This window comes from Gordonia mangrovi (assembly GCF_024734075.1).
GTDB lineage: Bacteria > Actinomycetota > Actinomycetes > Mycobacteriales > Mycobacteriaceae > Gordonia > Gordonia mangrovi.
On sequence record NZ_CP102850.1, the window covers coordinates 1682589 to 1709076 of the forward strand.

Here is a 26488-nt window from a genome sequence, read left to right on the forward strand (position 1 = left end):
GGCCAACGAGACATATCCGGCATACGATCTAGTGCCATGCGGTCTGCACGCGTCAGCGCTCCGGCCCTGATGGAACGCGGCGACGAATTGGACACCGTGGCCGAGGTCCTCGACCGGGCCGCCGCCGGCGACGGCCAGACCGTCGTGATCCGCGGGCCCGCGGGAATCGGAAAGACCTCCCTGCTCGACGCAGTGGTCGCACACCGACCGGAACAGGTTCGGCCGTGTCGCCACCGGGGCCGAGACAGCGAGGCCGGCCAACCTTTCGCAGCCATGGTGGGGTTGCTCGACCAGGCCGTCTTCGACACCGACCCCACCGAGTTCCGGGGCGCGAGCGCGCTGGCTTTGCCGCTCTTCTTCGAGGGCAAGCGAACCGACGTGCAAGAGTTCCAGCTCCACCACGGCCTGCATTGGCTGACGGTCAGCCTCAGCGAACAGAGCCCGCTCCTCCTCGCCGTGGATGATGCGCAATTGGCCGACCCGCAGTCGCTGCGCTTCCTCCGGTATCTCGCCGACCGGCTCGCGGGACAACGGATCGCGCTGGTCGTGGCCGTACGCACCGGCACCCCCGTTCGGCCCGAACTGGACGAGTTGATCGCCGCGGCCGACATCCGGCTGGAACCCAAACCCCTGACCCAGACAGCGATGCGCGATCTCGCCGCAACGATCAGCGGCCTCGACGACGGCACCGTCGACACCGTCCTGGAGGTGTTGGCACAGCGAACCGGCGGCAATCCGTTCTACGTTTGTGAACTCGCCCGTCATCTCGCGATGGAGGACGGGCGGCTCGACGGTGTTCCGGCCACCGTCGTCGAGTCGACGAATCGTCGGCTCGACACCGTCGGCATCGCCGCGCGCTCGATCGCTGTCGCCGCGGCGACGCTGGGGGAATCCGCCTCGTTGCCCGACATGGTCGAGCTGGCACGGATACCGGCCGCCGAGGCGACGTCGGCCATCGACGAACTCATCGCCTCGGAGTTACTCGATCCCGCGGACCCGAGGCGTTTTCGACACCCCCTCCTGCGCGACGCGGTATCCGGCACCGTCCCGCCCGGTCACCGACTCGATCTGGCACTGCGGGCCGCGCAGCTCAACTCGACGCGCCATCCGGTACAGGCGGCCGAACACCTGTTGCAAGCGGCGCAGCTCGCGCCGTTCGGCCACGCGTGGGCGGCGCGCACCTTGGTGACTGCGGCAACGATCGCTTCCGGTCAGGGCGGAAGCGACCGGGCCATCGCGTATCTCACGCTGGCCCTCGGGGAATCGCTGGACATCCCGACCGAGATCGCGATCCGCCATCAGCTCGGCAGACTCTACGACGAGGCGAAGGACCCACAGGCACTGAACCATCTGCGCCGGGCGTGGGAACTCTCCGGTGGTCTCGCCGACGGCCCGGCGATCGACATCGTCGAGGCGTACGCCACCGCGCTGTTTCACGCCGCATGTCTCGAGCAGGCCGGCGAGGTCTGCCGTACCACCTTGGCCGCCGTGGACACCACTCGCGACCCGTCCTGGCTACGACTGGAAGCGGCCGCCCTCAACGCCGAAGCGATCTCTCGTCGCAACCGCGGCCGTCCCGCAGAGCTGGTATCTGTGGTGCGCGATGCCGCCACACCTGCGCAGCGGTCGGTGCTGGCGCATGTGGCGTGGGACGCCGCCGTGCGTGGGACGTCGGACCATCGTGAGGTCGCCGATCTCGCCCGGCACGCGATCGGCGGTACGGCCTTGATCTCCGAGGCTGGTCCGGCCTCACCGGTCTTCATCTACGCCGGCAGCGCACTGTCGTGGGCCGGGGAATACCAAGAGGTCGACGAGTTCGCGACCGCCGGGATCGCGGCGGCCGTCGGCAGCGGGTCGCTGGTCGGGATCGCCTATGCCACGGCGCTGCGGGCCGGGAATGCGGTCTACCGCGGCGCGATAGACCAGGCCGAAACCGATGCACACCGGGTGCTCGACGAGCTGGCCCATGTCGATCCGATGTGTTTCGCGATGACGGTCGGATGGCAGCTCGAAGTCGCCGTGGAGCGGGAGACGTGCGCCGACGCGTTGGCGATGCTCGCGCTCTACGGATTGGATGGAGAACTGCCGGACATCGGCACGATCGACACCCTGCTGCTCTCCCGCGCACGTCTGTTCGCCGCGCTCGGCGACCACGAGCGTGCACTCGCCGATCTCGCCGAGGTGGGCGAGCGCGGCCGACGGTCGGCATATCTCAACCCCGTCGCTTCGCCGTGGCGGTCGATGACCGCCGTCCTCCGCGCGCGCGACGGCACACTCGACACCCGGTGTCGAGCGATGCTCTCTGCGGAGCTGGCCGAGGCGCGGTCCTATGGCGCGCCGCGGGCCATCGGGCAGGCGTTGCTTGCGCGGGCACAGGTGTATCCAGAAGAGGCCGTGACGAATCTGCGGGAAGCGGTCGCGATCGTGGGTCCGTCGCAGGCCGCATTGATCGCGGCGGAGGCGCTCGTCGAACTCGGTGCGGCGCCCGGCGCGGGCGATGTCGCCGAGCGTCGTGACCTCCTGCGTTCCGGGATGGACGCGGCACATCGCTGTGGGTCGTGGCGGGTGGTGTCGCGGGCGATGTCGGCGCTGCGCGCCACCGGTGCCCGCCCGCGCCGTCCGCAGCTGACCGGGCTGCAGGCGCTCACGCCTCAGGAACGGCGGGTCGCCCAGTTGGCTGCCACCGACATCGGCAACCGGGACATCGCCGAACAACTCTTTCTCACGCGCCGCACGGTGGAACTGCATCTGACCCACGCCTACCGCAAACTGCGGATATCCGGACGCGCGGAACTTCGGGACGCACTGGCCCGAGGAGCCGGGTGATGGCGGCAACGCGCCGTCGACGCACGACACCGACGCACGACCATCAGGTCTCCCGCAGTATTCGGCGGCGCCTCGCCAGCCATCCGAACTGCAACCAGGACCCCAGAATGACCGCGAAGACGGCGCCCTGGACGACGCCCACCGCGCCGGTCGGATAGATGACCCCGGTGACGTACTGCGCGATGAATCCTTCGGCACGCAGCGGCGCCATGTCCCCGGCGGCACGCGCCCACCGCTCGAGCCACGTCAGGGGACACTCAACCACCCCGACGATCATGATGACCGCCCACGTGACCGTGAGTAGATGGAGCCAGATGGTGCGCGGGAACCGCAACGCGATCACACCGCCGACGACCAGGTAGGCGAGAAAAACCAGGTGCGCGACGGCGAGCACCACGACCAGCACCTGGTACATCCCTCACCTCCCGATGCGCGACCGGCGATCAGTACCCAGCATGCGCCGACCGGTCACACTCCGGCATTCGTTTTGATACAGAAACGCATCTGCGTTCCTGGAGTTGGCGCCGATCGTTCGGGTGACTTACGATCTTGCGCATGCTCGACGACCTGGATCCCGCGGCACGTGCCCAGGCACGGCAGTTGGTGATCGAATTGGAGCGCGCCGCCGACGCCATCGTCGATGACCTCGAAAGCGCGCCCGCCGACAGCTCTGCCACGTCGAAACGCGCCGAACTGTTCGAGGTGCGCGGCTACATTCAGCGCCTACAGCAGCGATTTCAGCTCAACGCCGTCCACGGCTGACGATCGACGGCCCACGCCGCACGTCGCGTGGCCCCGGCGCATCCTCACTCGTCGTGATGCGGCGGTGCGAGGTGGGAGTCGGCCATAGCGCCGGATCCGTTCCCGCTGAGGGCCGCGTTCGCCCTGCGCTCGACCAGCAGCGGAACAAAGTCCCGGACGCGGATGCCGTCGAAGTGTCGGTAGGCGGCCTCGACTGCGTCCGCCACCGTCTGGGTCGGTTGATCTGCGTAGGCGGCGATCAAACGCTCTTGAACCTCGCCGATCTGCCGTCGTTCGTCCGCGTCCTCGATGGGTCCATCTACGTCCGTGACGGGACTATCTACGTCCTCCACGCGACAAGCGTAGATACGGGCGATCAGCGCCGCCGGGCAAACCGGACACCGTTCATGGAGTGTTCACGGACCTGCGTCCGAATGGTGCTCGCACTCTCGTCGTCATGTGGCCTGTCCCCCGACGGACGCTGGACGGTACCGTCGCTCAGAACGCCGACGGCACCCTGTTCAACGGAAGCGACGGCCCCTGATATTCGCCGACCGTGCGTTTCGGGAGCTCGACGTCCGGCGCCTCCATCGGGTTGTACGGCACCACGCCGAGGAGGTGGGTGAGGATGTTGAGCCGGCCGCGTTTCTTGTCGTCGGTGTTGGCCACGTACCACGGCGCCCAGCCCGTATCGGTGTAGCGGAACATGTCGTCCCGGGCGCGCGAATAATCGTCCCACCGGGTGTAGGACTTCAGATCCATCGGCGAGAGCTTCCAGTACTTGCGGGGGTCGTCGATCCGGCTCTGCAAACGCAGCGTCTGCTGATCCTCACTGACCTCCAGCCAGTACTTGATGAGCAGGATGCCCGACCGGACCATCGCCCGCTCGAAGTCCGGGGTATCGGACAGGAACTGCTGCGATTGCTCTTCGGTGCAGAAACCCATCACCCGCTCGACGCCCGCCCGGTTGTACCAACTGCGGTCGAAGATGACGACCTCGCCCGCAGCCGGCAGATGCGGGACGTAGCGCTGCATGTACATCTGGGACTTCTCCCGCTCGGTTGGCGTCGGCAGCGCGACCACCCGAAAGACACGCGGACTGACGCGCTCGGTCAGCGCCTTGATGACCCCGCCCTTGCCGGCGGTGTCGCGCCCCTCGAAGACGATGCAGATCTTGGCACCGGTCGAGCGGACCCACTCCTGCATGGCGACGAGTTCGGCATGTATCCCCTTTAGCTCCTTTCGGTACTCCTTGTTCTTCATCAGTGGCGGCGATTCATCCGCGTTCGTGCGGGACGCGTGCGTGCTTCGGGCGTCGTGACCGGCGCTACCCCCGCCGTGCTTCTTCTTCGACTTCTTGCCCATGCCACACCCTTCCCGTCACTCCCGGTTCCGCTGTTCGCACGGCGACCGATGTGCCCGAGATGCTACGACATCGCCGCCGGTCGCATACCGGACATCGGCGCGGCGGTACGCCCCCAAGCCGGTGCGTGGGATGGCCGGAGCGTCCGTCTCCAGGGCCATCGATGTCCGAAATATCCTGCTTTGCCGGACTTTTGGCGTCCACTATTGCCCAACTCACAGGATCTCCGGTGGACCATCCCCACAACATTCACTTAGCATGTCTAAGTAATAGACACTTAGTGTTTCTAAGCATTTTGCGGAGGGTCGACACTCCGATGCCGACGGGATGGCCATCGACGCCTCCTCCGTTCATCTGAAAGGCGCGCCATGTCCAACCACGCAGCCGCTGCGGCCGCCCCGGGTACCGACTCCCGCCGGCATTCCCTCGACGAACTCGGCCCGCGCTACAAGTGGATCGCGTTGTCCAACACCACGTTGGGCATGCTCATCGCCACCATCAACAGCTCCATCGTCCTGATCGCGCTGCCCGACATCTTCAAAGGCATCCATCTCAACCCGTTGGAACCGCAGAACACCAGCTACCTGCTCTGGATGATGATGGGCTTCCTCGTGGTGACCGCGGTGCTGGTGGTCAGCTTCGGCCGCCTCGGCGACATGTTCGGTCGCGCCCGCATGTACAACACGGGCTTCGCGATCTTCACGATCTCCTCGATCTTCCTGGCCATCACCTGGTTCGACGGGGCCGGAGCCGCCGTCTGGCTGATCGTCTGGCGCATCGTCCAGGGCGTCGGCGGCGCCTTCCTGATGGCCAACTCATCGGCGATCCTCACCGACGCCTTCCCCGCCGACCAGCGAGGGCTCGCCATGGGCATCAACGGCGTCGCGGCGATCGCCGGGTCGTTCCTCGGCCTGCTGATCGGCGGCGTGCTGGCACCGATCCAATGGCACTACATCTTCCTGGTGTCGGTGCCGTTCGGTCTGGTCGGCACGGTCTGGGCGTATCTGAAACTCCATGACACCGGCGAACGCCGACCGGCGAAAATGGATTGGTGGGGCAACCTCACGTTCGCGGTCGGCCTGATTGCCATCCTCATCGCCATCACCTACGGCATCCAGCCCTACGGTACCTCCAACATGGGGTGGGGTAACCCCTGGGTTCTGACCGGACTCATCGGCGGCAGCCTCATGCTCGCGGTCTTCGTGTTCATCGAGACCAGGGTGCCCAGTCCGCTGTTCGAGTTGTCGCTGTTCCGGAATCGTTCGTTCGCGTTCGGCAACATCGCCAACCTGATGGCCTCGATCGGGCGCGGCGGTCTGCAGTTCATCCTGATCATCTGGCTGCAGGGCATCTGGTTGCCGCAGCACGGCTACGACTACACGCGTACCCCGCTGTGGGCGGCGATCTACATGGTGCCCATGACCATCGGCTTCCTGCTCATCGCACCGGTATCCGGCGCATTGTCCGACCGGATGGGCACCAGGTGGTTCACCACCACCGGCATGGTGATCACCGCCGGGACGTTCGCCGCGCTGATCGCGATGCCGGTCGACTTCCAGTACTGGGCCTTCGCCGTGGTGATGCTGATCAACGGAATCGGCATGGGGCTCTTCGCCTCCCCCAACCGGGCCGAGGTGATGAACAGCCTGCCCGTCACCTCCCGCGGCTCGGGTGCCGGGATGATGACCACATTCCAGAACGCAGCCATGGTGTTGTCGATCGGCTTGTTCTTCTCGCTGATGATCGCCGGCCTCAGTGCACATCTACCCGACGCCATGTTCAGTGGTCTCACCACCAACGGCATGCCCGACGGGCCCGCAGACGGGATCGCGCATCTGCCCACCGTCGGTATCCTGTTCGCCGCCTTCCTCGGCTACAACCCGATTCGGGAAGTCGGCGGTCAAGCGCTGCAAGGGCTTCCGCAGTCGGCGGTGGATCACCTGACCGGGCTGGACTTCTTCCCGCATCTGATCAGTGATCCGTTCTCCGACGGGCTCACCGCCGCGTTCACCTTCGCCCTCATCTGCTGTGTGATCGGCGCCGTCGCTTCGCTGTTCACTGGATCACCGAGATCGGCGACGCCGGAGACGGTGGGTGCCGAACTGGCCGCAGTCGCCGCGGACGCCGGAGTCGGGACACCCTCGGAGCTGATCGACGAGGAGCACGTGGCCGGGACCCGCGCGCGGCTCTGAGGCAGCAGCGATGCCGCTCGCAGGGCTACCTTTCTCAGTGCTCCACAACAGCTTTCAGGAATGACCGGGTCCGTTCCCGACGTGGGGCGGTGAAGATCTGTTCGGGGTCGCCCTCCTCGACGATGCGGCCCTCGTCGAAGACGAGAACCCGATCGGCGACGTCGCGCGCGAAACCCATCTCGTGGGTGACGATCAGCATGGTGATGTCGGTGGTCTCGGCGATGCGTCGCAAGACGCCGAGGACATCGGCCACCAGCTCCGGGTCGAGCGCCGAGGTGACCTCGTCGAGCAGCAGGATGTCCGGATCCATCGCCAATGCCCGGGCGATCGCGACGCGCTGCTGCTGGCCGCCGGACAGTTTGGTCGGGTGGGCATTCTCCTTGTCCCGCAGTCCGACCGTCGCCAACAGCTGCCGGGCGCGTTCGGTGGCCTCGGCCTTGCTCTTGCCCAGCACGTGGATCGGCGCCTCGGTGATGTTCTCCAACACCGTCATGTTGGGGAACAGGTTGAACTGCTGAAACACCATGCCGATCTTGGATCGCACCGCCCGCAGATGCTTCTGCGAGGGCTTGACCAGCGTGTCGCCCTTGAACTGGTGGGTCAGCGGTTCGCCCTCCACCCAGATCACACCGCCATTGGCGTCTTCGAGGGTCATCAGCAGACGCAGGATGGTGGTCTTGCCCGATCCGCTGGGACCGATGAGAGCCACCCGCTCCCCGCGCTCGACCCGGAAGTCGAGGTGATCGAGCACGACGTGATCACCGAAACGCTTGACCACCTTGTCGAAGACGATCATCGCGTCCGACGACGGTTCGGTCGGCAGTTGCTCAGTAGGCAAGGGACTTCTCCAGCTTTCGGATCAGAATGGATGTGGGATAGCTGGCAATCAGGAAGATGACACCGGCGATGGTGATCGGCTCCAGATACTGGAAGGTGCGGGCACCGTACTGCTGTGCCGCGGTGACCATCTCGACAACGGTGATGGCGAACAGGAACGGCGTGTCCTTGAACATGGAGATCGCATAGTTGCCCAATGCGGGGGTGGTGTTGCGGATCGCCTGCGGCAGTACCACGGCACGCCAGGTCCGCGCGGTGGGCAACGACAGCGCGTGCGCCGCTTCCCATTGGCCCTTGGGCACCGAGTCGATGCCCGCGCGATACACCTCGGCCATGTACGTCGAATAGTGGATGCCGAGCACCACGATGCCGATCTGCAGCGCACTGAACTGCGGCAACAGATAGTAGGCGAACAGCAACTGCACCACCAGCGGTGTGAGCCTGATGAATTCGCAGGCCGCGCGGATGGGGATGCTGATCACCGCCGGACCGGTCCGGCGGACAACGGCGATCGCCAATCCGAGGACGGCCGCGATCAAGAACCCCAGCACAGTGGCGAGCAGGGTGATCTTGAAGCCTTCCAACAGGACCGGCAGACAGTCCCAGGCGCGCTCCCAGCTCCACTCGACGTTCACCGGCCCACCCCCACGTTCTCGTCGACCCGCTCGGGTCGCAGGCTGAGCACCTCACGCAACGTCGGCCCCACCCCGAGACGGGACTTGGCACGCATCTCGAGGAGATTCATGAACAACGTCAGTATGTAGGCGAGGCAGAAGTACAGGATCAGGCCGATACCGAAGGAGAACAAGGTGTCGCCGGTCCCCCGACGCAGTTGTTCGATCTGGTAGGTCAGGTCCTGAAGCAGGATGAAGCTCGCCAGGGCGCTGCCCTTGAGCAGCTGGATCAGCAGATTGTTCAACGGCGGGATCATCTGCACCCAGGCCTGCGGAAAGATGATCCGGTGCAGCCGCTGCCAGGCCGAGAAGTTCAGTGCCACAGCAGCTTCACGTTGCGGCGCCGGGATCGCCCCGAGTGAGCCGCGCACCACCTCCGCGCCGTAGGCGCCGTAGTTCAGACCCAACGCGAGGATGCCACAGAACATCGGTTCGAGTTCGAAACCGAACAGCGGCAACACGTAGAACAACCAAAACAGTTGCACCAGCAGCGATGTTCCGCGGAAGAATTCCACGACGACCCGCGCGGTACCTCGGATGACGACCGGACGCGCCCCCTCGGCGACACCGAGCACCAGGGCGAGCACAAACGCCAGCGCGGCCCCGCCGAGCGTCAGGTAGACGGTGGTGAGAATGCCTTCCTGGATGCGGGGCCACGCATCCAGGAAGGCATCGAAGTTGTCACCCACGAGTGCTTACTTGTCGCCCCTCAGATGTTGCCCGCGCACAGGTCCTCGGTGGTGAGCTCCGGGTCGGGCAGTTCTTCTTCGGTGAAGCCGAACTCACCGACGATGGACAGGTACTTCTCCGGGTCGGAGGTGATCTTCTCCAGTTCGGCGTTGTAGGCCTCGAGCAGTTCCTGGTTGTCGGTGCGGAATACGGTGCCGCCCGCTCCGACCTGCGGCACCCCGTCGATGACCGCGACGAACGACGGCGTCACGTCGACCGGCGCGTCAGGGTTGTTGTTCTTCATCCAGTTGAGCGAAATGCCCGTCAGGGCGAATACGTCGGCCCGGCCGGAGGTGACCGCGTCCATGCCGTCCTGCGGGGTGGCGACCTGCATGTTGTCGATGTTGAGGCTCTCGGCGTAGTCGGACTCGATCGCACCGGTCATCGTCGCCAGCCGCGCGCCACTCTCGGCCACCGACTGCATGTCGGTGAGGTCCATCGGGTTGCCGGTGGGCACCATCAGTGCGGTGGTGTAGTTGAACTCGGGGTCGCTGAACGAGGCCTGCTCGCAGCGGTCGGGCAGAATGGACATGCCCGCGCTGACCACATCGAACCGGTTGGCCTGCAGCCCCGGGATGAGCGCGCCGAAGTCGGCATTGACGCCTTCGACGGTCTCGATTCCGAGGTTGCCGAAGATCTCCCGGTGCAGCGCCACCGTCGCGCCGGTCAGCTGCCCGTTCTCCTCGAACGAATAGGGCGCTTCACCTGCGAAACCAACAGTCACCACGCCCTCCTCCTGGAGCTGCTCCAGGAGGCTGGAATCGCCGCCGGAGTCGGTCGACGAACACGCCGCCAGAGTCGCGCCCACCAGGACTGCAGCCGCCGCAGTGCTGACGGACCGACGATGCAGAATTTTCTTCACCATAGACAATGCCATGAACTTGCTCAGCCTTCCGGTAACAGCCAGGACGCACCCGCCGTATAGGCCAGAGTCCACGCTCCGGTCTTCCAACCGACGCCCAACTTCTCCGATTTGATCGCTTCGTTCGCCATGTGAACCTAACACGAGTCCACGGAAGCGCTCAGCACAGCTCGCAATACGCGACGTACCGACGAATCGTCGCGGCAGCACAATGCAGTTCAGCACGCGACCGATGAAACCCCATGTCAGGAAAGTCATTCCGATCCGGTTTCTGCAACGAGTGCCGCGCAGAAGGGTCCGGCGCCGGCGGCGGAAGGTCTCGACACGATGCCTGCGTGCTGGTGGGACAGCGGTGGATCGAACCGCTCAACGGCGCGTCCGGCTCAGCCCCGTCCACCCGAACGCCGGCGGCGAGCAGGCCAGGTGGCCGCGGCGCTGCGGTCGCCGTATCCAGCTGCGGTCTCAGCGGGTGGGGCCGTCAACTATTGACGGTGGCCATTCGTGATGCCGCAGCTGGATACGGCGCTGGTTGTCCACAGCCTGATCGTCGGCTCGACGATCCAGCCATGCCGTGGACCGAAGACCGAACGCAGGTCAATACGGATTCCTTTGGCCCAAGTACCCGTCACTGAGCGCGACGGTTTGCCAGAATCTGGTCCGTGCAGATCGGGATGACCTTGCCGGTGATGGAACCGGGACTGGACACGGACGTGTTACGTACCTGGGCCACCGAGATCGATCGTGGTCCCTTCGCGTCGGTGTGTTTCGGTGAGCGCATCGCCTTCGACAACCCGGACACGCTCACCCTGTTGGGCGCGGTGGCCGCCTGGACCGAGCAGGTGCGTCTGGTGACGACGGTGGTGGTGCCGCAGCTACACGACCCGGTGATGCTGGCCAAGGCCCTGGCCACCGGAGACATGCTGTGCGGCGGACGGCTGACCGTCGGCCTCGGGATCGGCGGGCGCCACGAGGACTACCGGGCGGTGGGCGCCGACACCGGCACCCAGACGATCCGCGGTCTGGCCGACCGGGTGGCGATCATGCGGCGAGTCTGGGCGGGCGAGAAGCTCACCGACTCGGTCCTGCCCGTCGGGCCGGCACCGTCGCAGCACGGAGGACCCGAGTTACATGTGGGTACCACCGGCCCCAAGACCATTCGAAGCGCCGCCGGATGGGCCGACGGTGTCGCCGGCGTGACCCTGGACCTGGACCTGGATCGACAGGCCGAACTGTTCGACATCGCGCGTCGCGCGTGGGCCGACGCCGGGCGGCGCCGTCCACATCTGGCGACCTCGTTCTGGTTCGCGCTCGGCACGGGTGACGGTCCACGCGAGCAGATCCACCGACACCTGCGCCACTACATGAACTGGATTCCGACCGAGTTCGTCGACGCCATGGCTCCTACCACAGGTTGGGCCGGCACCGAGGACGAGCTGGTCGAGACGCTTTGGCAATTCGCCGACATCGGCACCGACGAAGTGGTGCTCATCCCGACCAGTTCCGACCCCGATCAACTTCGTCGGGCCGCAGCGGTGGTCGCCGATCCGATTGGCCGCTGACATCCACATGGGGAGCTGACAACCACGTGAGTTACAACCCCCGTGGTTGTCAGTTCTCCATGTGGATGCTCGACGACGTCGCTGCCGAGCCCGGGTGACCGTCCCGGTCGGCGAGCGAGGCGTCCAACGCGAGTAGCTGCTCGGGCGAGACCTCACGCAACACCGCCAGCGTGGCGGTCACCGCGATCTCACAGGCGATGTCGATGTCGGCACGGTCGACGATCAATGCGCGATAGGCGACGTCGAGGCTGATGCCGATCAGGAGCGACGCGAGAGTGTCTGCGCTCGCATCGATCTCAGCCCCCCGGGCGGCATAGTTCTGCCGCAACCGGGCGGCCACCCGTGGTTCGAGGGTCTTGTACAGCCGACGGCCGGGGTCCTCGGCCTCCTGTCGGTGACCGAGCAGCAGCCGCAAGCCCTCCGGATTGCTCCGCGCGAACTCGAATGTCGCCTCGACCGAGTGCCGCGCCCGAGCGCCGTAGGACCAATCGTCGCTTTCGGCATACGCCGCCGACATCCAGTCGGTGAAGTTGCCCAACTCCCGCTCGATCAGACGGTCGACGAGCGCGTCGCGCGACCCGAAGTGCGCGTAGAGCGTGACCCGGGTGGTGCCGCCGCGCTCGGCGATCATGTCCATCGTCGAACGCTCGACACCGAACTCAGAGATCACTGCGCGCGCGGCGTCGAGCAGTTGATCGTCGGTGGGACGGTTACGCGTGTTGCGCGGTCGCGAACGACGGCGCGGTGCGCCCGCTCGCCCGGACTTCGTCACAGTGGGCTCCTGATATCGCCTCGTGGTCCGGGTGGCCAGACCGATGTGGACTCCATGCCCCCCGACACCTCAGTCGGGAGCGTCCTCGCCACCCAACCGACCGAAATAAGCGGCCTCGACCTTATCGCGGCTACCGCGCAGGTCACTGGCCGAGCCCCCGAGCGCAACCCTGCCGTGGTGCATCACGATGGCCGAGTCGGCGATGCCCAGCGCCAGATCGATGTGCTGTTCGACCAGCACCACCGCCATGTTCCGTTCGTCGGCGATGCTGCGCAGCCGCGGCAGCAGATCCTGGACCGCCACCGGCGACAGCCCCAGGCTCAACTCGTCGATGAGCAACACCGAGGGCCGGGTCAACAGCGCCTTCGCCAAGGCCAGCATCTGCTGCTCACCGCCGGACAGGTTGCCGCAGCGACGGCCGCGCAGTGTCTGCAGTTTGGGGAAGTACTCGTAGACCACATCCACCGGCGGCCCACCCTTGCGTCGGGCCAACCGCAGGTTGTCGGTCACGGACAGCCGGTGGAACAAGCCCCGGTTGTCGGGCACCAGCGTCACCCCGCGCCGCGCGTTGCGCTCGACACGTTGGTCAATCGGTTCGCCGAGCGCGGTGATCTGACCGGACATCAGTGGGAGCGCACCCACCGCCGACAACAGCGTTGTGGTCTTGCCGGCCCCGTTGGGCCCCAGCATCGCGAGGATCTCGCCGGGCCGGACCTCGAGGCTCAGGTCACGAACCGCGGGCACCCCGTAGTGGCCGACGGTGACCCGATCGAACGACAGGACGGGGGTGGCGGCGGCAGAGTCAGCGACCGCACCGTCGGCGACTGTCGGTGTCGTCATCGTGTCTCCTCTGTGGCGGTCGATTCTGTGGCGGTCGACTCCGTCGTGGTCGATTCTGTGGCGGTCGATTCTGTGGCGGTCGATTCGCCGGATGCCTGCCCGTCAGTGGGGGTGTCCGGCTCGGCCTCGACCTCAGCGCTGCCGAGGTAGGCAGCGACCACGGCCGGGTCGCGCGTGACCTCCGCAGGGGAGCCGGCCGCGATCACGCGCCCGAAATCGAGGACATAGAGCCGGTCACAGACGTCGAGCACCAGGGACATGTCGTGGTCGATGAGCAGGATGCCCACCCCCGTGGCGGCGATCCGGCGCAGCTCACCACCGAACTCACGACTCTCGTGGGTGTCGAGACCGGCCGCCGGCTCGTCGAGAAGAACCAGCCCGGTGTCACCGACGAGCGCACGTGCGACACCCACCAGCTTCTGCTGTCCCAGGGTCAGCTCGTCGGGTCGCCGATCGGCGACGTCGGTCAGACCGACGACGTCGAGAGCCTTCTCGACCACCCCGGCGGGCGGACGGGAACCGTTGATCACATCAGCGACCATCGCGCGCAGTCCGACGGGTTGCACCGCGACCGCCAGATTCTGGGCGACGGTCAGGTCGGAGAACAGCTCACCGGCCTGCCAGGTGCGGGCCATGCCCGCTCGACGCCGACGATGGGGACCGGAGCGGTCGATACGCCGGCCGGAGAGGATCACCTCACCGCTGGACCGGGCGAATCCGGTGACCGCGTCGACGAAGGTCGTCTTGCCGGCGCCGTTGGGGCCGATCAGCCCGACGATCTCCCCCGCCCCGACGGTGAGGTCGATGTCGGCGTTGGCCGTCACGCCGCCGTAGTGGACCGACAGTCCGCGGGTGCGCAGCAGCGGTTCGGCTTCGGGCGCAACCGCAGTTGTGGCATGTTCAGGCATGAAGTCCTGCCTTCGAGGTCGTAGGGGTGACCAGCGACGCGGTCGATCCACCGCCGTCACCGTCGTCGACGGCAGTACTCGCGTGGTGACGCCGGGCCCGCAGCTTGTCGCCGAGTTCGGTGAACGCACCGGCCATTCCCACCGGGTTGAGGATTGCCGCCAGCAACAGTCCGGCCGCGGCGATGATCTCGTAGTACTCGCCGAGCGCGAGCGTCTGGTTCAGGAAGACGTAGCCGACCCCCAGCGGTCCGACAATGCCGGCGATGAATGCGCCCGATACGGACGTGATGCCGCCGACATAGGTCATGGCGAGCAGGATCAGACCGACCATCACCGTGAACGAACCCGCCGACAGCTGGCCGCGACTGTAGCCGATCAGACATCCACCGACGCCGGCGAGGAATGCCGAGAGCGCGAACCCCAGCAGCTTGGTGGCCGAGACGTTGATCCCGACCGCGGCTGCGGCCCGTTCGTTGGACCGCACGGCCAGGAAGGCACGTCCGGTGGACCCCGCCATCAGACGCATCACACAGAGGGTGGCGATGGTGACCACCACGAGGACCATCAGCGAGAACCTCAGGGTCACCAGGTTGGTGCCGTCGCGAACACCGAGATCGATTCCGAACAGTGTCGGGTCGGTGATCAGATTGCCCTCATATGCGGTGATGCCCGGATTGTTGAACACGAACCCCTGGATGGCGATCGCTGCGGCCAGGGTGACCACTGCGAGTTGGGCACCGCGGATGCGCAATGCGGGCACACCCACCATGATGCCGAGTCCGGTGGCGATCAATGCTGCGAACAGGATGCTGAACGGGAAGGGCACACTCCAATTCGTGGTCAACTTCGACAACGCGAAACCAGCGGCACCCGCAAAGGCCATGGAAGCCAACGAGATCTGGCCCAGGTATCCGGTGAGCAACACCAGGGAGAGGGCAATCAGCGACAAGATCACCGACGTGACGACGCCGTAGCGCCACGTTCCTTCGGTCAGCAGGATGACACCCGTGACGACGGCCAGCACGGCGATCGTCGGAATGGGGCGGATGCGCGGGATGCGGACGGCCGGCATCTTCACCTCGCCCAGTGAACCCCGCGACGGGATACGCCCGCCCATCAGGAACAACGCAATGACGATGAGGACGAACGGGACTGCATCGCCCAGACCCGCCTGCGCCCAATCGGGCCACCAGTCCTTGGTGGTGAGCCAGGTGATGACCGCTTGGAATGCGCCGAGGAAAAGGCCACCCGCACAGGCGACTCCAAAGGAGGTAAGTCGGCCGAGCAACGCGACTGCGAGCGCCGGGATCACGTAGAAGGTGTAACTGGTGACACTCAGTCCGATGGTGAATGCAGCCAGAATCGCGATCAAACCTGTTGCGGCGCCAGTGATCACCCAGACAACGGCGGCGAGCCGGTCAGGCGAGTAGCCGACGAGCCGCGCGGCGAGTTCGTCCTCGGCGCCGGCGCGCGTCGCCACGCCGAGACGAGTCAGCCGGAAGTACGCCCAGAACAGCGCGGCGATCGCGACGGCGATGCCGGCGAGGATCAGATCGGAGACGTTGACGACGGCGCCGGCGAACTCGATCGTGTCGGCGGGCAGGATACGCATGGCCAGCAGATCCTCGGTGTCGAACCGAAGATGCACGAGGGCCTGGACGAACAGCATCAGGCCGACCGACGCCACGACCTGGGCCAGCACCGGCGCGTGTCGCAACGGGCGAAAGACCAGGTAATGCGCGACGATCGCCCACAGCACGGCCGAGAGCACCCCGATGAAGATCGCCGGGCCCATCGAGACCGGGTCGTCGGCGCTGCCGATGGGGATGTGACCGATCGGGAGGATCAGGTCTCCTTCGGAACGCAGCGCGGCAACGGCGTAGACCGCCCACAGCCCGAGGGTGCCCTGCGCGAAGTTGATGACACCGGTGGCGGCGTACACGCCGACCAGCGACGATGCGAGAACGGCGTACACCGCACCGGTCGAGAGACCGAGAAAGACGAACTGCAGGAATTGCCCCATAACCGAACCTATCGATCGCTGCGCCCGCGAAGCGCGTGGTGATGACAAAGGGTGGGTCGGGGGGGGGGGGGGGGCGCCGGGGGGGGGGGGGGGGGCCCCCCCGCCCCCCCCCCCGACCCGGTGTGAGAGGGCTCAGATGGCGCCCGGGATCATCGCGAGGACCTCCGGGTTCGGCGTGATGTAGCCACCACCGACCGGTTCGGTCGTGTTGTCACCGGTGACCTCGAACAGCAGCATCTCGGTGGTGCAGTTCGGGGTCGTCTCCTTGCCACAGGTCAGCGTCGGACCGGCGAAGCTCTGGAAGTCGGTGAGCCCCTTCAACCCGGCCAGGACACTCGGCCCGGTGAAGTCGGTGACGCCGGCCGTGTTCAGTCCGTTCACGAAGTCGACGAGTGTCGCGAACATCCCGTAGGCGTAGAAGCCGCCGCTGCCCCCGGCCTCGTCGACGTACTGCTCGGAGATCTGCACGTTTTCCTTGACCTCTTGCGGCGCCGAGTCGAGCGCCGGCGGCTGCCAGATCGGCGAGTACGTCTGCGCGCCCACGGCCTGGGCACCCATGGTCTCGATGAACTCGGTGCACGCAGCCATGAACATCGTGCCCTGGTAGCCGACCGACCGCAGCGACTGCGACAGCTTGGTGCAGTTGTTCTCGTTCGCCGACGTCATCAGGCCGGCAGCCGCGGGGTCTCCGTCGGCGAGCGTGGTGGCCAGCGCGGTGTAGTTGGGTCCGGCCGGCGGGTAATACACACCGTTCACATCGATCTGGAGTTGCTGCCCCAACGGCACCATCAGGGTGTCGAACACCTGGTGTGCCTGCGGGAGGTCGGCATTCGCGAGAGTCAACGACTCCTTCTCGGCCGCCTTCAGCGACTGCATGAATCCGACGAGGAACGCGGCCGCGGGCGGACCGAAATACACCCGGTTGGCCGCCTCGGCACCGGTCGCCGTGTTGAACGGGATCTGGCCGACCATCGGGATACCGGCCGAGGTGAGAATCGGCATCGCTGCCTGGGATTCGGAGTTGTAGCCGTCGATCGCGGCGACGACACCTGCCTGGACGAACTGGTTCGCGCACGAGATCGTGGACTCCGGCGCGGTCTGGTCGATCCCGCAGTCGATGACCTCGATGGGCCGACCGTCGATCCCGCCGATCTGGTTGTTGATGTATTCGACGGCGGCGTCCTTGCCGGTGGTCACACCCGGCTGGGTGCCGGGCCCCTGCGAGGGATTGAACAGACCGACGCGGATCGGGTCGCCGGTCGCCGCGACGCCGCTCCCCTCGGCGGCACCGCCGCTGCCGTCGGAGCCGCTGTCATCGTCACTGCTGCACGAGACAACGGAGAATACACACGCCGCTGCCACGGCGGCCGCGAAGACGCGGCCAGTTCTCCTACGCATACTCACATGCCTTTCCCGCCGGTTCCGGGCACGACTGTTCGACCCGGTAGGGCTTCGAGTTCCAGGGTTGAGCGCCGCACCGCCGGCGGCGGTCCGGGGGCCCGGTCCGATTGTGTGATTTGGGCCACTGGCAAAGTAGCGTGTGCCTTACAGCCGTGTCAAGCTGTTTCACGAAGTCAAAGTGACTGTGCGCGAATGTGACCGCGACGAACCAGTTGGGTCATGCGTCCAGAAATGCGCACCACCGGACGCATCATGACAATAGGTATCGTCACATTTCGGACATGGGTGACGTCGGGCGACGACGCCGGACACCGATCAGTCGGTCAGTCGTTGTTGAGCGGCATATCGGGCCATCGCCTCGCGCTCGCCGGCGCGGTTCGGATAGCCGAACAGCACCACCAGAGCACCGAGTACGACGACGATGATGGCGGCACCGTAGGCGCGGGTATCGCCGTCCACGAAGGCATTCCGCGCGGCGGTGATGATCTGATCGGCGTATTGGGGATAACGCGACGCGAGCACCTCGGCACTGGAGAACGACTTGGTCAGTGCGGCCTCGGTCTGCTCGGTGATCTGGTCTGCCTGCGGCGCCGACGCGATCGACTCCGAGAGTGACTTCGCGTAGCCCGCGGTGAGGATCGCACCCAGCAGCGACTGCATGATCGCGCCACCGAGATCGCGTTGCAGATCCGACATACTCGATGCCATGCCGGCACGCTGCACCGGAACCGAACCGGTGAGCGAGTGCGAGGCGGGAGTGCCGGCGAAACCCACACCGATACCGATCAGCAGGTACGCGCCGATCACCGACCACAACGAGGTGCCCTCGTCCCAGGTGAGGAAGGCGACAACCAGTCCGGCCACGATGAACACGTAGCCGAGCAGCAGTGTGAACCGCGAGCCCATGGACTCGACCAGCCTGGCCGACAACGGCGCCACCACCACCATCGCCAGGGCGGCCGGGATGACCATGGAGCCGGCCTCGAGGGTGGAGTAGCCGAGCACGTTCTGCAGGAACTGCTGCCCGACGAACATCGCACCCATCAGGGTGCCGAAGATGATGATGCCACCGACCGCGGCCACCCAGAAGGTGCGCCGCCGCGCGATCCGCAGATCGAACAGCGGCACCCGGACCCGAAGTTGGCGGATCACGAATGCGACGGCCGCGAGCAGCGCGATCGCGGTGAGGACGAGGACGGCCGTGCCCTTGTCGCCCAGCGGCGCGAAGTTGAGTGCGAGCACCGTCGCGCCGACCAACACGATGGACAGGATGCCACCGATGTTGTCAACGGTGGCGGCGTCGTCGCCGTTGTCCTGCGGGACCAGGAACCAGGCGCCGATCAATGCGATCGCGGCCAGTGGCAGGGTGACCAGAAAGACCGCGTTCCACTCGAAGGCCTCCAGCAGTGCGCCCGAGAGCACCGGGCCAGAGGCCGAGATCGCGGCACCGAACGCCGACCACGCCGCGATGGCCTTGGTCCGCTTGGACCCCGACCACAGCGCGGTGATGACCGCCAGTGTGGTGGGGAAGGCCAGGCCGGCGGAGATGCCGCCGACCACCCGGGCGCCGAACAGCACCTCGGCGGACGGCGCGAACCCGGCCACCAGAGACGCCGGAATCGACAACGACATGCCGAACACGAGCATGCGTTTGCGGCCGTACCGGTCGCCGAGAGCACCGAAATAGAGCACCGAGGCAGCCAGCCCCAGCGAGTAGCCGACGGCGATGAGGTTGAGCTGGGTCGAACTGGCGTCCAGAGACTCGCCGATGTCCGGGAGCGCCACATTCGCGACCGCGAGATTGATGTTCGCGACCCCCGCGACGAGGATCAGAGCCGTCAGGACGATCGCCGCGCGCGCGGGCGCGACACCGTCATCGCTGGTGGAAACGGGTGCCGTCACGCGTCGAGCGTACGACGTCGGACGTCAGCCGACATCCCTGTGCGGGAAATCGCAGTGCCGGAGTCACATCCAGGCGACATTCCGCGTGGAGGCGAGACTCCACCGCAGCTGCGGATCTAAGATCTCCCACCAAAGACACACCCGTGCCCGGGTGGTGTCGTCGAGAAGAAAGGCGCCGCAGCGGTGCTCACCCTCATCCCCGATTCTCAACGTCGCACTCTCGACGAACTCCTCGAGCGACTCGATTTTTCGGTCGGCGAACGACTTTCGAAGCAGTCCGCGTTCTGGATCATGCTCACCCTGTCCGGGGTCATCGCTGTCGCCGGGATCGTCGCCGACAGCACTGCCACCGTGATCGGCGCGATGATCGTCGCACCGCTGTCCACCCCGATCCTGGGGGTCGGGCTCGGGATCGTGACCGCGCGTGGGCGACTCATCCTGTCCAGCGTCACCTACGTCCTCATCGGGGTGGTGCTGGTCACCGCTCTGGGTGTGGTGATGTCACAGCTGCTACCCAATCCGACCAGTGTCCTATCCAATTCTCAGGTCCTCGGCCGCACCTCCCCGACCCTGGTGGACCTCCTGGCGGCCATCGCCACGGGCTTGGTGGGCGCTATCGCCATCACCCGTCGCGACGTCGGCGACGTCCTGCCCGGGGTGGCCATCGCCATCTCGTTGGTGCCGCCGCTGGGTGTCGTCGGCGTCTGCCTTGGCTCGGGCGCCCCCTCGCTCGCACTGGGCGCATTCGTGCTGTTCGCGTCGAACGTGGTCGCGATGATCATCACCGCCACGATCGTGATGACCATCGGCCGCTATGGACGGGAGGCCGCCGAGCTGGCGGTGCAGGCGGGTGCGGGTCCGCAGCGGCCCCGCGCACGCGCGTATGTGGTACTGGCGATCGCGCTCGTGGTGGTCGCGATCCCGATGGTCGCCAACTCGCTCTCGTCGCTCTGGACGCGGCAGGTATCGACCGCCACCGACCAGTGGCTGGCCGAAGCCGGATACGACTCCGCCGAGGTGACCGACGTGTCGTGGAGTGGGGATTCGGTGACGGTGAGTGTGCTGGCGCCGCAAGAACTGCCGCCGATCGAGGACCTGCAGAACACCGTCGACGACCTGGTGCCGTGGAACCCGGACGTCGTCGTCGTGCACACCGTCGGCGGACGATTGTCGCCCGAGTGAATGTTTGCCTGTCGTCCACTTCGCGGACAGCCCAGTGACCGCGCTGCGATGGTAAAGATGCGGATTGCCGGTGGTGCAGCGAGCACCGCGCACCGGTGACATCCATCGAAATGAAGAGGTGATCTCCGTGGGGAGCCCCCGTGAGGCCAGTCAAGCAGTGGCGGCCGCGAACTCGGACGCGCGCACGACGTTGCCGTTCGGCGACACCCGCGATGTCGACGCCGCGGCGCGGGGTCTCGTCGCCAGGCTCGAACCCGCGGTGATCTCCGACGCCGAGGGCAGCACCGTCTGGGACTGCGACGAGTTCGGCTTTCTCGGCGAGGAGTGCCCACCCACGGCCAATCCCAGCTTGTGGCGACAGTCGGGTCTGGTGGCGCAGCAGGGACTGTTCGAGATCGCCAACCGCATCTACCAGTTGCGCGGTCTGGACCTGTCGAACATGACGATCGTGGAGGGCGACGACGGCGTCATCGTCATCGACCCGCTGATCTCGGCCGAGACCGCCGCGGCAGGCCTGCAACTCTACCGGGAGCATCGGGGTGATCGTCCGGTCACGGCGGTCATCTACACGCATTCGCATATCGACCACTTCGGGGGCGTGAAAGGTGTCACGACCCAGGAGGCAGTCGACGCCGGCGAGTGCGTGATCGTGGCACCGGTCGGCATGGTCGAGCACGCCGTCGCCGAGAACGTCTATGCCGGAACGGCCATGGGACGTAGGGCGGCCTACATGTACGGTGCCGCGCTGCCGCGCGGACCCCGGGGCGCCGTGGGAGCCGGCCTCGGACAGTCGACGTCGACCGGAACCGCGACCCTGATCCTGCCGACACTCAACATCACCAGCACCGGCCAGACCGAGATCCTCGACGGTGTGACCGTCGAGTTCCAGATGACCCCGGGCACCGAGGCACCTGCGGAGATGAATTTCTACTTTCCGCAGATGCGGGCACTGTGCATGGCGGAGAACGCCACTCACACTCTGCACAACCTGCTCACGCTGCGCGGCGCACTCGTTCGCGACCCCCATGTGTGGGCGCGGTACCTCACCGAGGCCATCACCATGTTCGCCGACCGGTCCGACGTGTTGTTCGCCTCACATCATTGGCCGACCTGGGGCACCGAGGAGCTCACCGAGTTCCTGTCGCTACAGCGAGACCTGTACGGATACTTACACGATCAGACACTGCGGCAGTTGAACCAAGGCCGAACAGGATTGGAGATCGCCGAGGACATCGCGCTGCCGCCGGCGCTCGAGAATGCCTGGCACACCCACGGTTACTACGGCTCGGTGAGCCACAACGTGAAGGCGATCTACCAGCGCTACATGGGCTGGTTCGACGGCAATCCCGCGCATCTGTGGGAGCATCCGCCGGAGGAATCGGCGCAGCGCCACGTCGAGTTCATGGGCGGCGTAGACGAGGCCATCACCAAGGCACGCAAGACCTTTGACGATGGCGACTTCCGTTGGACGGCCACCGTGCTGAACTACGTGATCTTTGCCGATCCGGACAACGACGAGGCCAAACAACTGCAGGCCGACACCTTCGAGCAGCTCGGTTACGGTGCGGAGAACGGAACCTGGCGCAATTTCTACTTGATGGGCGCCTACGAGTTGCGCAATGGACCCGTCGGCACGCCCACCACGACGGCGTCGGTCGACATCGCCAATGCGATGTCGGTCGACCAGCTGTTCGACGCTGTCAGCCTCCGCGTCGACGGCCCGGCGTGCTGGGACGCGCACATCGTCGTCGACTGGATCCTCGCCGGACTCGACCGTCGCCATCGCACCGAACTGCGCAACGGGCTACTGGTCCACTTCGACGTACCGCTCGACTCGGGCGACCAAACCGACGTGACGTTCACCCTCAGCAAGTCGACGCTGATGGGAATTCTGCTGGGTGGCCTCGACCTCGACGATGCGATCAAGGTGCGGTCGGCGACCGTCGAGGGCGACCTCGACCGGTTCCGGGAGCTGGTCGGTTACCTGGACGCGCCCGACCCGGACTTCGCGATCGTCACCCCCTGATCGCGTGAGGGCGCGAAACACTAACCGAGCCCGGCGATTCCCTTGCCGATCAACGCGGTACCGATGACGAGGATCAGCGTGGCCATCACGGCCGAGTTGTTGGCCTGTAGCCAGTCCTTCAGCCGATCGAGGGGATCGCGCAGCCGTTCCGCGGCGATTTGATACGCGACGACGGGCACCACGACGGTCGTCGCCGCGAGACTCGTGAAGATCACCACCAGCGCCACAACGGAGCCCGCGTCCAGCGATGCGGAGCCGATCGTGACACCGGCCGACGCGCACAGCACCAGGTTCTTCGGATTGACCGCCGCCAGTACGACTCCGAGGCCGGCTGCGGCAGGGGCATGCATCTCGTCGATCGCGGACATCCACTTCGGCTGCGCGCTCGCCGCGTGCCGGCCACGCCACGTCCGAATCCCGTAGAGGAGCAAAATGATTCCGAGGGCGGGTGTGATCCATCCGCTCGAGGGCGAATCCTCGTCTCCCAGTGCACCGCCGACGAACACAAAGATCGTCGTGGCCGCCACGACTCCGACCAGCCAGCCGAGCGCGAAACCGACACTGGTGGCGCGCGCATGCCGGCCGAGCAGCATCAGAATGACCCCGATGATCGGGATGGGCGAGATAGCCACGCCGACTGCGAGCGGTAACAACTCACCGAGTACAGATCCCATCCGATTCTCTCCCGTCCGGGCCGTGTCGGCGTCCTTGCGCGGCCGCGCGCGACGAGTTGGACCTCGTCAGGCCCGATTCACAGGCAGATGCTCACCGTGGCCGGTCCGATCGGGATGTTGACGCAGATGCTCACCGAACCGAACACATTCGCGGCCTGGTGGGGTTCAGGTGTGGCCGCGGCTGCCGTCGGGACGGCCAGCAGCCCGATCCCGAATACGGCGGCCGCGGTCCCCGCGACTGCGGTCATTTTGCGCTTCATCACAACTCCCTGGTGATCGTGTTGCCGGGAATCTTACCGGCAAGCCCACCACCGCTCATCCGGCCGACCAGCCCATCCTGTGCTTTCGTGTCCGGGTGAGCATCACCCACCTCGGTCAGATTTTCCACATCGCCGGACGGCCCGCTGCCTCCGGCGCCGATGCCGCGCTGGTCTGGTTGCCCGACGGCGCTCTGGTCATCGATGACGACGGGACCATCACCTACTGCGGGCCACGCGACGACCGGCCGGCCGACATCACCGAGACGATCCGAGACCACGGCGACGCCTTCCTCATCCCCGGATTTGTCGACACCCACATCCACTTCCCGCAGACCTACTCGGTCGACGCATACGGCGGCGGCCAACTGCTGGAATGGCTGGACACCTGCATCTTCCCTGCCGAGGCCCGCCTCGCCGATCCGGAGTTCGCCGCCCGCATCGCCTGCGACTTCACCGCACGCCGCGTCGCCGTCGGCACCACCGCAGCGATGGTGTTCGGCTCCGCGTTCCCCCAGGCACAGGATGCGCTGTTCACCGAGAGCCAGCGTGCCGGGATGCGACTGGTCAGCGGACGCGGCATCCAGACTGTCGGCGGTGCGTCGGCCGCTGCGCTGCTCACCTCCGAACGTGACGCCGTCGAGCTCACCGCAGCCGAGATCGAGCGGTGGCACGGGGCGGACACCGGCTCGCCTGACACCGCTCTCCTCCACACCGCGATCGTGCCCCGGTTCGCTCTGTCGGTGACCACCGAGACGCTCGGCAACCTGGGCGAACTGTATGCCGAAGTCCGTGACCGTGGCGTATATGTGCACACCCATCTCAACGAGAACAACCGGCCGGGCGACGGCGAGATCGACACGGTCAAGAAGCTGTTCGGGGTCGAGTCCTACCTCGACACCTACGACGGGAAGTTCCTGCCGGGCAGCCGCGTCGGCGGCACGAGCCTGCTAGGTCGACGCACCATCATGGCCCACGCCGTGCACTGCACCGACACCGAGTTGCACCGGATGGCCGAGACGGGGACATCGATCGCGCATTGTCCGGTGTCCCAACTGTTCCTGGGCTCCGGCACCATGCCGTGGCGGCGCACCCTGGCCACCGGGATCACCGTCGCCGCGGGTAGTGATGTGGGAGCCGGCGACGAATGGCTGATCTCACGCGTGCTGTCCGACGCGTTCAAGGTGCACCTCAGCGAGCCGGGCGATGCCGGGGTCGCGATTCATCCGGCCGAGATGTTGTTCACCGGGACGCTCGCCGGCGCGCGGGCCCTGGACATGGAGGACCGCTTCGGCAACTTCGACGTCGGCAAGGAAGCCGACTTCCTGGTGATCGAACCCGGACGGTGGCCACCGCTCGACGCGATTCTGTCGCAGGGCATTCGCGCCGACGATGCCGAGACTGCGCGCGACCAGACGTTGTTCGCCTTGTTGATGGGTCTGCGGGAGCCCGCCATCGCCGAGGTGTATGTGCGGGGTCGGCAGGTACAAGCTCCGGACTGACAGCCCCTTGGCGGCTCTTCCCGATCGGTCACTCCGAGATGCGCAGCCCGTCCCACTCGTGGTCGTGCATGAAACCCTCGGCCAGACCGACCCGGTATTTCAGGCAGCTGCGGAGGATGCCGAGATAGGCGATGGGCAGCATCCATGCGGGACGGTTGTCGCCGGGCGAGGTGATGACGTCGTGCGAATGCCGGAAGTCGCGGAGGAACTGCCGGAGGTTGTGATCGCCGCGGGAATCCCTGCGCCAGCCGTAGAGCAGCATGCCCAAGCCGATCATCTTGTCCACGTTCGGGTCCGGGGTGATCACGTCATCGTTGAATCCGAAGAACGCCCGGTCCACACCGTCCTCCGGGGCGAACATCATGATTCCGCTGGTGGCCCGCGGATTGCATTCGATACAGAACAGGCCGCGGTGGGGATGCTCGATGAAGTCGAAACCCACCTGCCCGGTGAAGTTCATGTCCCGCACGAACTCCGAAATCCAGTCGAAGATGCCGTCATGGCGCACCGAACGGAAGTTGAGACACGAACTCCCGCCGATGGCGTAGTCGACGGGGTAGGTGGCGTGGGCGTGGATGCGGCCGTCACGGACGATCGAATAGGTGCAGTACTGCTTACCCGAGATCCACTCCTGCGCGAGCCACGGATTGAGCGGATCGTGATCGAGCCAATCAAGCGAATCCCCCGGCATCACCTTGTGTACCTGCTGCGATCCCCGCGAGTAGCACTCCTTGAGCGCGAAGGGGCCGGCGAAATCCAACTCGGCGACGTCCCGCGGTCCGCGTACCTGCGCGAACTTCATCGTCTGAAACTGTTTCGCGGCAAGTAGCTGCTGGAACTCGAACTTGTTGTGCAACCGATTCTCGGTGTCGAAATCGGAAAGGAACAGTTCACACTCGGGCGGGAAGACACCCCCCATCATCGAGAGAATGTCGGTTTCCTCGTGAATGGGGATCACCATGTCGATGTGTTCGTCGGCGACGATCTTCGCGAGGGCATGGCAGTAGGCGCGCGGTTCGAACTTCGGTGCCGGGACGCGATGGAACGAGGCGGTGGCGTGGGAAAACCGCGTGACCCCGATGGGAATGCTGTCCACGATGGTCACTCGATGGCCGGCCGCCGACAGCAGCCGAGCCAATTCCAGCGTGAGAAATGACCGACCGAAGGTGATCAGGACGCGTTTGCTGCCGGGAATGCCCACTGTCGTGAGTGTAGGGA

23 protein-coding genes are annotated in these 26488 nt (G+C 66.1%); 7 read left to right on the forward strand and 16 right to left on the reverse strand.

What is annotated here, in order from left to right:
- Positions 1-36 precede the first annotated feature (36 nt).
- Positions 37-2826 (forward strand): ATP-binding protein, encoded by a 2790-nt coding sequence (locus NWF22_RS07675; protein WP_160903832.1) that lies wholly within the window; start codon positions 37-39, stop codon positions 2824-2826.
- Between the two features lie 43 nt (positions 2827-2869).
- On the opposite strand, the gene NWF22_RS07680 is transcribed toward NWF22_RS07675, so the two are convergent.
- Positions 2870-3241: a DUF2784 domain-containing protein gene (locus NWF22_RS07680; protein ID WP_160903833.1), complete on the reverse strand. Its 372-nt coding sequence runs from the start codon at positions 3239-3241 to the stop codon at positions 2870-2872.
- A 140-nt stretch (positions 3242-3381) separates the two neighbouring features.
- On the opposite strand from NWF22_RS07680, the gene NWF22_RS07685 reads away from it, so the two are divergent.
- Positions 3382-3588: a hypothetical protein gene (locus NWF22_RS07685; protein WP_160903834.1), complete on the forward strand. Its 207-nt coding sequence runs from the start codon at positions 3382-3384 to the stop codon at positions 3586-3588.
- 44 nt (positions 3589-3632) lie between these two features.
- Here NWF22_RS07685 and NWF22_RS07690 read toward each other — a convergent pair whose 3' ends face one another.
- Together NWF22_RS07690 and ppk2 are read right to left on the reverse strand one after the other, a co-directional pair.
- Positions 3633-3920 (reverse strand): three-helix bundle dimerization domain-containing protein, encoded by a 288-nt coding sequence (locus tag NWF22_RS07690; protein ID WP_258321354.1) that lies wholly within the window; start codon positions 3918-3920, stop codon positions 3633-3635.
- Positions 3921-4065: 145 nt separating this feature from the next.
- Positions 4066-4932 carry a polyphosphate kinase 2 gene (ppk2, locus tag NWF22_RS07695; RefSeq protein WP_160903835.1) on the reverse strand — a complete coding sequence of 289 codons (867 nt, stop codon included), beginning with the start codon at positions 4930-4932 and terminating at the stop codon, positions 4066-4068.
- A 366-nt stretch (positions 4933-5298) separates the two neighbouring features.
- Between ppk2 and NWF22_RS07700 the strand changes: the two genes are divergently transcribed.
- Positions 5299-7122 (forward strand): MFS transporter, encoded by a 1824-nt coding sequence (locus NWF22_RS07700; RefSeq protein ID WP_160903836.1) that lies wholly within the window; start codon positions 5299-5301, stop codon positions 7120-7122.
- 34 nt (positions 7123-7156) lie between these two features.
- Here NWF22_RS07700 and ehuA read toward each other — a convergent pair whose 3' ends face one another.
- From ehuA to NWF22_RS07720, 4 genes are read right to left on the reverse strand one after another with little or no spacing between them, the layout of a single operon-like run.
- The gene (gene ehuA, locus NWF22_RS07705) at positions 7157-7918 is read right to left on the reverse strand and encodes an ectoine/hydroxyectoine ABC transporter ATP-binding protein EhuA (RefSeq protein WP_160903995.1); all 762 of its coding nucleotides are present in this window, start codon (positions 7916-7918) and stop codon (positions 7157-7159) included.
- 31 nt (positions 7919-7949) lie between these two features.
- Complete coding sequence (gene ehuD / locus NWF22_RS07710) at positions 7950-8594, reverse strand: ectoine/hydroxyectoine ABC transporter permease subunit EhuD (RefSeq protein ID WP_160903837.1); 645 nt, start codon at positions 8592-8594, stop codon at positions 7950-7952.
- A complete protein-coding gene (ehuC, locus tag NWF22_RS07715) occupies positions 8591-9322 on the reverse strand; it encodes an ectoine/hydroxyectoine ABC transporter permease subunit EhuC (RefSeq protein WP_160903838.1) in 732 nt (243 codons plus the stop codon). The genes ehuD and ehuC overlap by 4 nt, the downstream gene beginning before the upstream one ends.
- A gap of 20 nt (positions 9323-9342) precedes the next feature.
- The gene (locus tag NWF22_RS07720; protein ID WP_160903839.1) at positions 9343-10227 is read right to left on the reverse strand and encodes an ectoine/hydroxyectoine ABC transporter substrate-binding protein EhuB; all 885 of its coding nucleotides are present in this window, start codon (positions 10225-10227) and stop codon (positions 9343-9345) included.
- 668 nt (positions 10228-10895) lie between these two features.
- Here NWF22_RS07720 and NWF22_RS07725 point away from each other — a divergent pair.
- Positions 10896-11783: an LLM class flavin-dependent oxidoreductase gene (locus NWF22_RS07725; protein ID WP_202398966.1), complete on the forward strand. Its 888-nt coding sequence runs from the start codon at positions 10896-10898 to the stop codon at positions 11781-11783.
- Between the two features lie 49 nt (positions 11784-11832).
- Here the strand turns inward: NWF22_RS07725 and NWF22_RS07730 are convergent, their stop codons facing one another.
- The 6 genes from NWF22_RS07730 to NWF22_RS07755 all read right to left on the reverse strand — a co-directional run bounded on the left by NWF22_RS07730 (position 11833) and on the right by NWF22_RS07755 (position 19629).
- Positions 11833-12555: a TetR/AcrR family transcriptional regulator gene (locus tag NWF22_RS07730; RefSeq protein ID WP_160903841.1), complete on the reverse strand. Its 723-nt coding sequence runs from the start codon at positions 12553-12555 to the stop codon at positions 11833-11835.
- 69 nt (positions 12556-12624) lie between these two features.
- Entirely contained in the window at positions 12625-13395 is a 771-nt protein-coding gene (locus NWF22_RS07735; protein ID WP_160903842.1) for an ABC transporter ATP-binding protein, read from the reverse strand.
- Entirely contained in the window at positions 13392-14303 is a 912-nt protein-coding gene (locus NWF22_RS07740) for an ABC transporter ATP-binding protein (protein WP_160903843.1), read from the reverse strand. The genes NWF22_RS07735 and NWF22_RS07740 overlap by 4 nt, the downstream gene beginning before the upstream one ends.
- Positions 14296-16326 carry an ABC transporter permease gene (locus NWF22_RS07745; RefSeq protein ID WP_160903844.1) on the reverse strand — a complete coding sequence of 677 codons (2031 nt, stop codon included), beginning with the start codon at positions 16324-16326 and terminating at the stop codon, positions 14296-14298. Before NWF22_RS07745 ends, NWF22_RS07740 begins: the two co-directional genes overlap by 8 nt.
- Before the next feature lie 132 nt (positions 16327-16458).
- Positions 16459-17724 carry an ABC transporter substrate-binding protein gene (locus NWF22_RS07750; RefSeq protein ID WP_160903845.1) on the reverse strand — a complete coding sequence of 422 codons (1266 nt, stop codon included), beginning with the start codon at positions 17722-17724 and terminating at the stop codon, positions 16459-16461.
- Between the two features lie 318 nt (positions 17725-18042).
- Complete coding sequence (locus tag NWF22_RS07755; RefSeq protein ID WP_160903846.1) at positions 18043-19629, reverse strand: MFS transporter; 1587 nt, start codon at positions 19627-19629, stop codon at positions 18043-18045.
- 183 nt (positions 19630-19812) lie between these two features.
- Here NWF22_RS07755 and NWF22_RS07760 point away from each other — a divergent pair, with 183 nt between their 5' ends.
- Complete coding sequence (locus NWF22_RS07760; RefSeq protein ID WP_160903847.1) at positions 19813-20811, forward strand: TIGR00341 family protein; 999 nt, start codon at positions 19813-19815, stop codon at positions 20809-20811.
- 127 nt (positions 20812-20938) lie between these two features.
- The gene (locus tag NWF22_RS07765) at positions 20939-22837 is read left to right on the forward strand and encodes an alkyl/aryl-sulfatase (protein ID WP_160903848.1); all 1899 of its coding nucleotides are present in this window, start codon (positions 20939-20941) and stop codon (positions 22835-22837) included.
- 20 nt (positions 22838-22857) lie between these two features.
- On the opposite strand, the gene NWF22_RS07770 is transcribed toward NWF22_RS07765, so the two are convergent.
- Both NWF22_RS07770 and NWF22_RS07775 read right to left on the reverse strand, forming a co-directional pair.
- Positions 22858-23511, reverse strand: coding sequence for a GAP family protein (locus tag NWF22_RS07770; protein ID WP_160903849.1), 654 nt, complete (start codon positions 23509-23511; stop codon positions 22858-22860).
- Between the two features lie 77 nt (positions 23512-23588).
- Entirely contained in the window at positions 23589-23771 is a 183-nt protein-coding gene (locus NWF22_RS07775) for a hypothetical protein (RefSeq protein WP_160903850.1), read from the reverse strand.
- 95 nt (positions 23772-23866) lie between these two features.
- Here NWF22_RS07775 and NWF22_RS07780 point away from each other — a divergent pair, with 95 nt between their 5' ends.
- Positions 23867-25270 carry a guanine deaminase gene (locus tag NWF22_RS07780; RefSeq protein ID WP_160903851.1) on the forward strand — a complete coding sequence of 468 codons (1404 nt, stop codon included), beginning with the start codon at positions 23867-23869 and terminating at the stop codon, positions 25268-25270.
- Between the two features lie 28 nt (positions 25271-25298).
- Here the strand turns inward: NWF22_RS07780 and NWF22_RS07785 are convergent, their stop codons facing one another.
- Complete coding sequence (locus NWF22_RS07785) at positions 25299-26471, reverse strand: ATP-grasp domain-containing protein (RefSeq protein ID WP_160903852.1); 1173 nt, start codon at positions 26469-26471, stop codon at positions 25299-25301.
- Positions 26472-26488: the final 17 nt, after the last annotated feature.

What these genes read in the sequence shown, in the direction of transcription:
- NWF22_RS07725 (WP_202398966.1), top strand. Translation starts at nt 10,896, where the DNA reads ATGACCTTGCCGGTGATGGAACCGGGACTGGACACGGACGTGTTACGT.
- NWF22_RS07685 (WP_160903834.1), top strand. Translation starts at nt 3,382, where the DNA reads ATGCTCGACGACCTGGATCCCGCGGCACGTGCCCAGGCACGGCAGTTG.
- ppk2 (WP_160903835.1), bottom strand. Translation starts at nt 4,932, where the DNA reads ATGGGCAAGAAGTCGAAGAAGAAGCACGGCGGGGGTAGCGCCGGTCAC.
- NWF22_RS07680 (WP_160903833.1), bottom strand. Translation starts at nt 3,241, where the DNA reads ATGTACCAGGTGCTGGTCGTGGTGCTCGCCGTCGCGCACCTGGTTTTT.
- NWF22_RS07750 (WP_160903845.1), bottom strand. Translation starts at nt 17,724, where the DNA reads ATGCGTAGGAGAACTGGCCGCGTCTTCGCGGCCGCCGTGGCAGCGGCG.
- NWF22_RS07740 (WP_160903843.1), bottom strand. Translation starts at nt 14,303, where the DNA reads ATGCCTGAACATGCCACAACTGCGGTTGCGCCCGAAGCCGAACCGCTG.
- NWF22_RS07745 (WP_160903844.1), bottom strand. Translation starts at nt 16,326, where the DNA reads ATGGGGCAATTCCTGCAGTTCGTCTTTCTCGGTCTCTCGACCGGTGCG.
- NWF22_RS07775 (WP_160903850.1), bottom strand. Translation starts at nt 23,771, where the DNA reads ATGAAGCGCAAAATGACCGCAGTCGCGGGGACCGCGGCCGCCGTATTC.
- NWF22_RS07720 (WP_160903839.1), bottom strand. Translation starts at nt 10,227, where the DNA reads ATGGTGAAGAAAATTCTGCATCGTCGGTCCGTCAGCACTGCGGCGGCT.
- ehuA (WP_160903995.1), bottom strand. Translation starts at nt 7,918, where the DNA reads ATGATCGTCTTCGACAAGGTGGTCAAGCGTTTCGGTGATCACGTCGTG.
- NWF22_RS07735 (WP_160903842.1), bottom strand. Translation starts at nt 13,395, where the DNA reads ATGACGACACCGACAGTCGCCGACGGTGCGGTCGCTGACTCTGCCGCC.
- NWF22_RS07700 (WP_160903836.1), top strand. Translation starts at nt 5,299, where the DNA reads ATGTCCAACCACGCAGCCGCTGCGGCCGCCCCGGGTACCGACTCCCGC.
- NWF22_RS07675 (WP_160903832.1), top strand. Translation starts at nt 37, where the DNA reads ATGCGGTCTGCACGCGTCAGCGCTCCGGCCCTGATGGAACGCGGCGAC.
- NWF22_RS07770 (WP_160903849.1), bottom strand. Translation starts at nt 23,511, where the DNA reads ATGGGATCTGTACTCGGTGAGTTGTTACCGCTCGCAGTCGGCGTGGCT.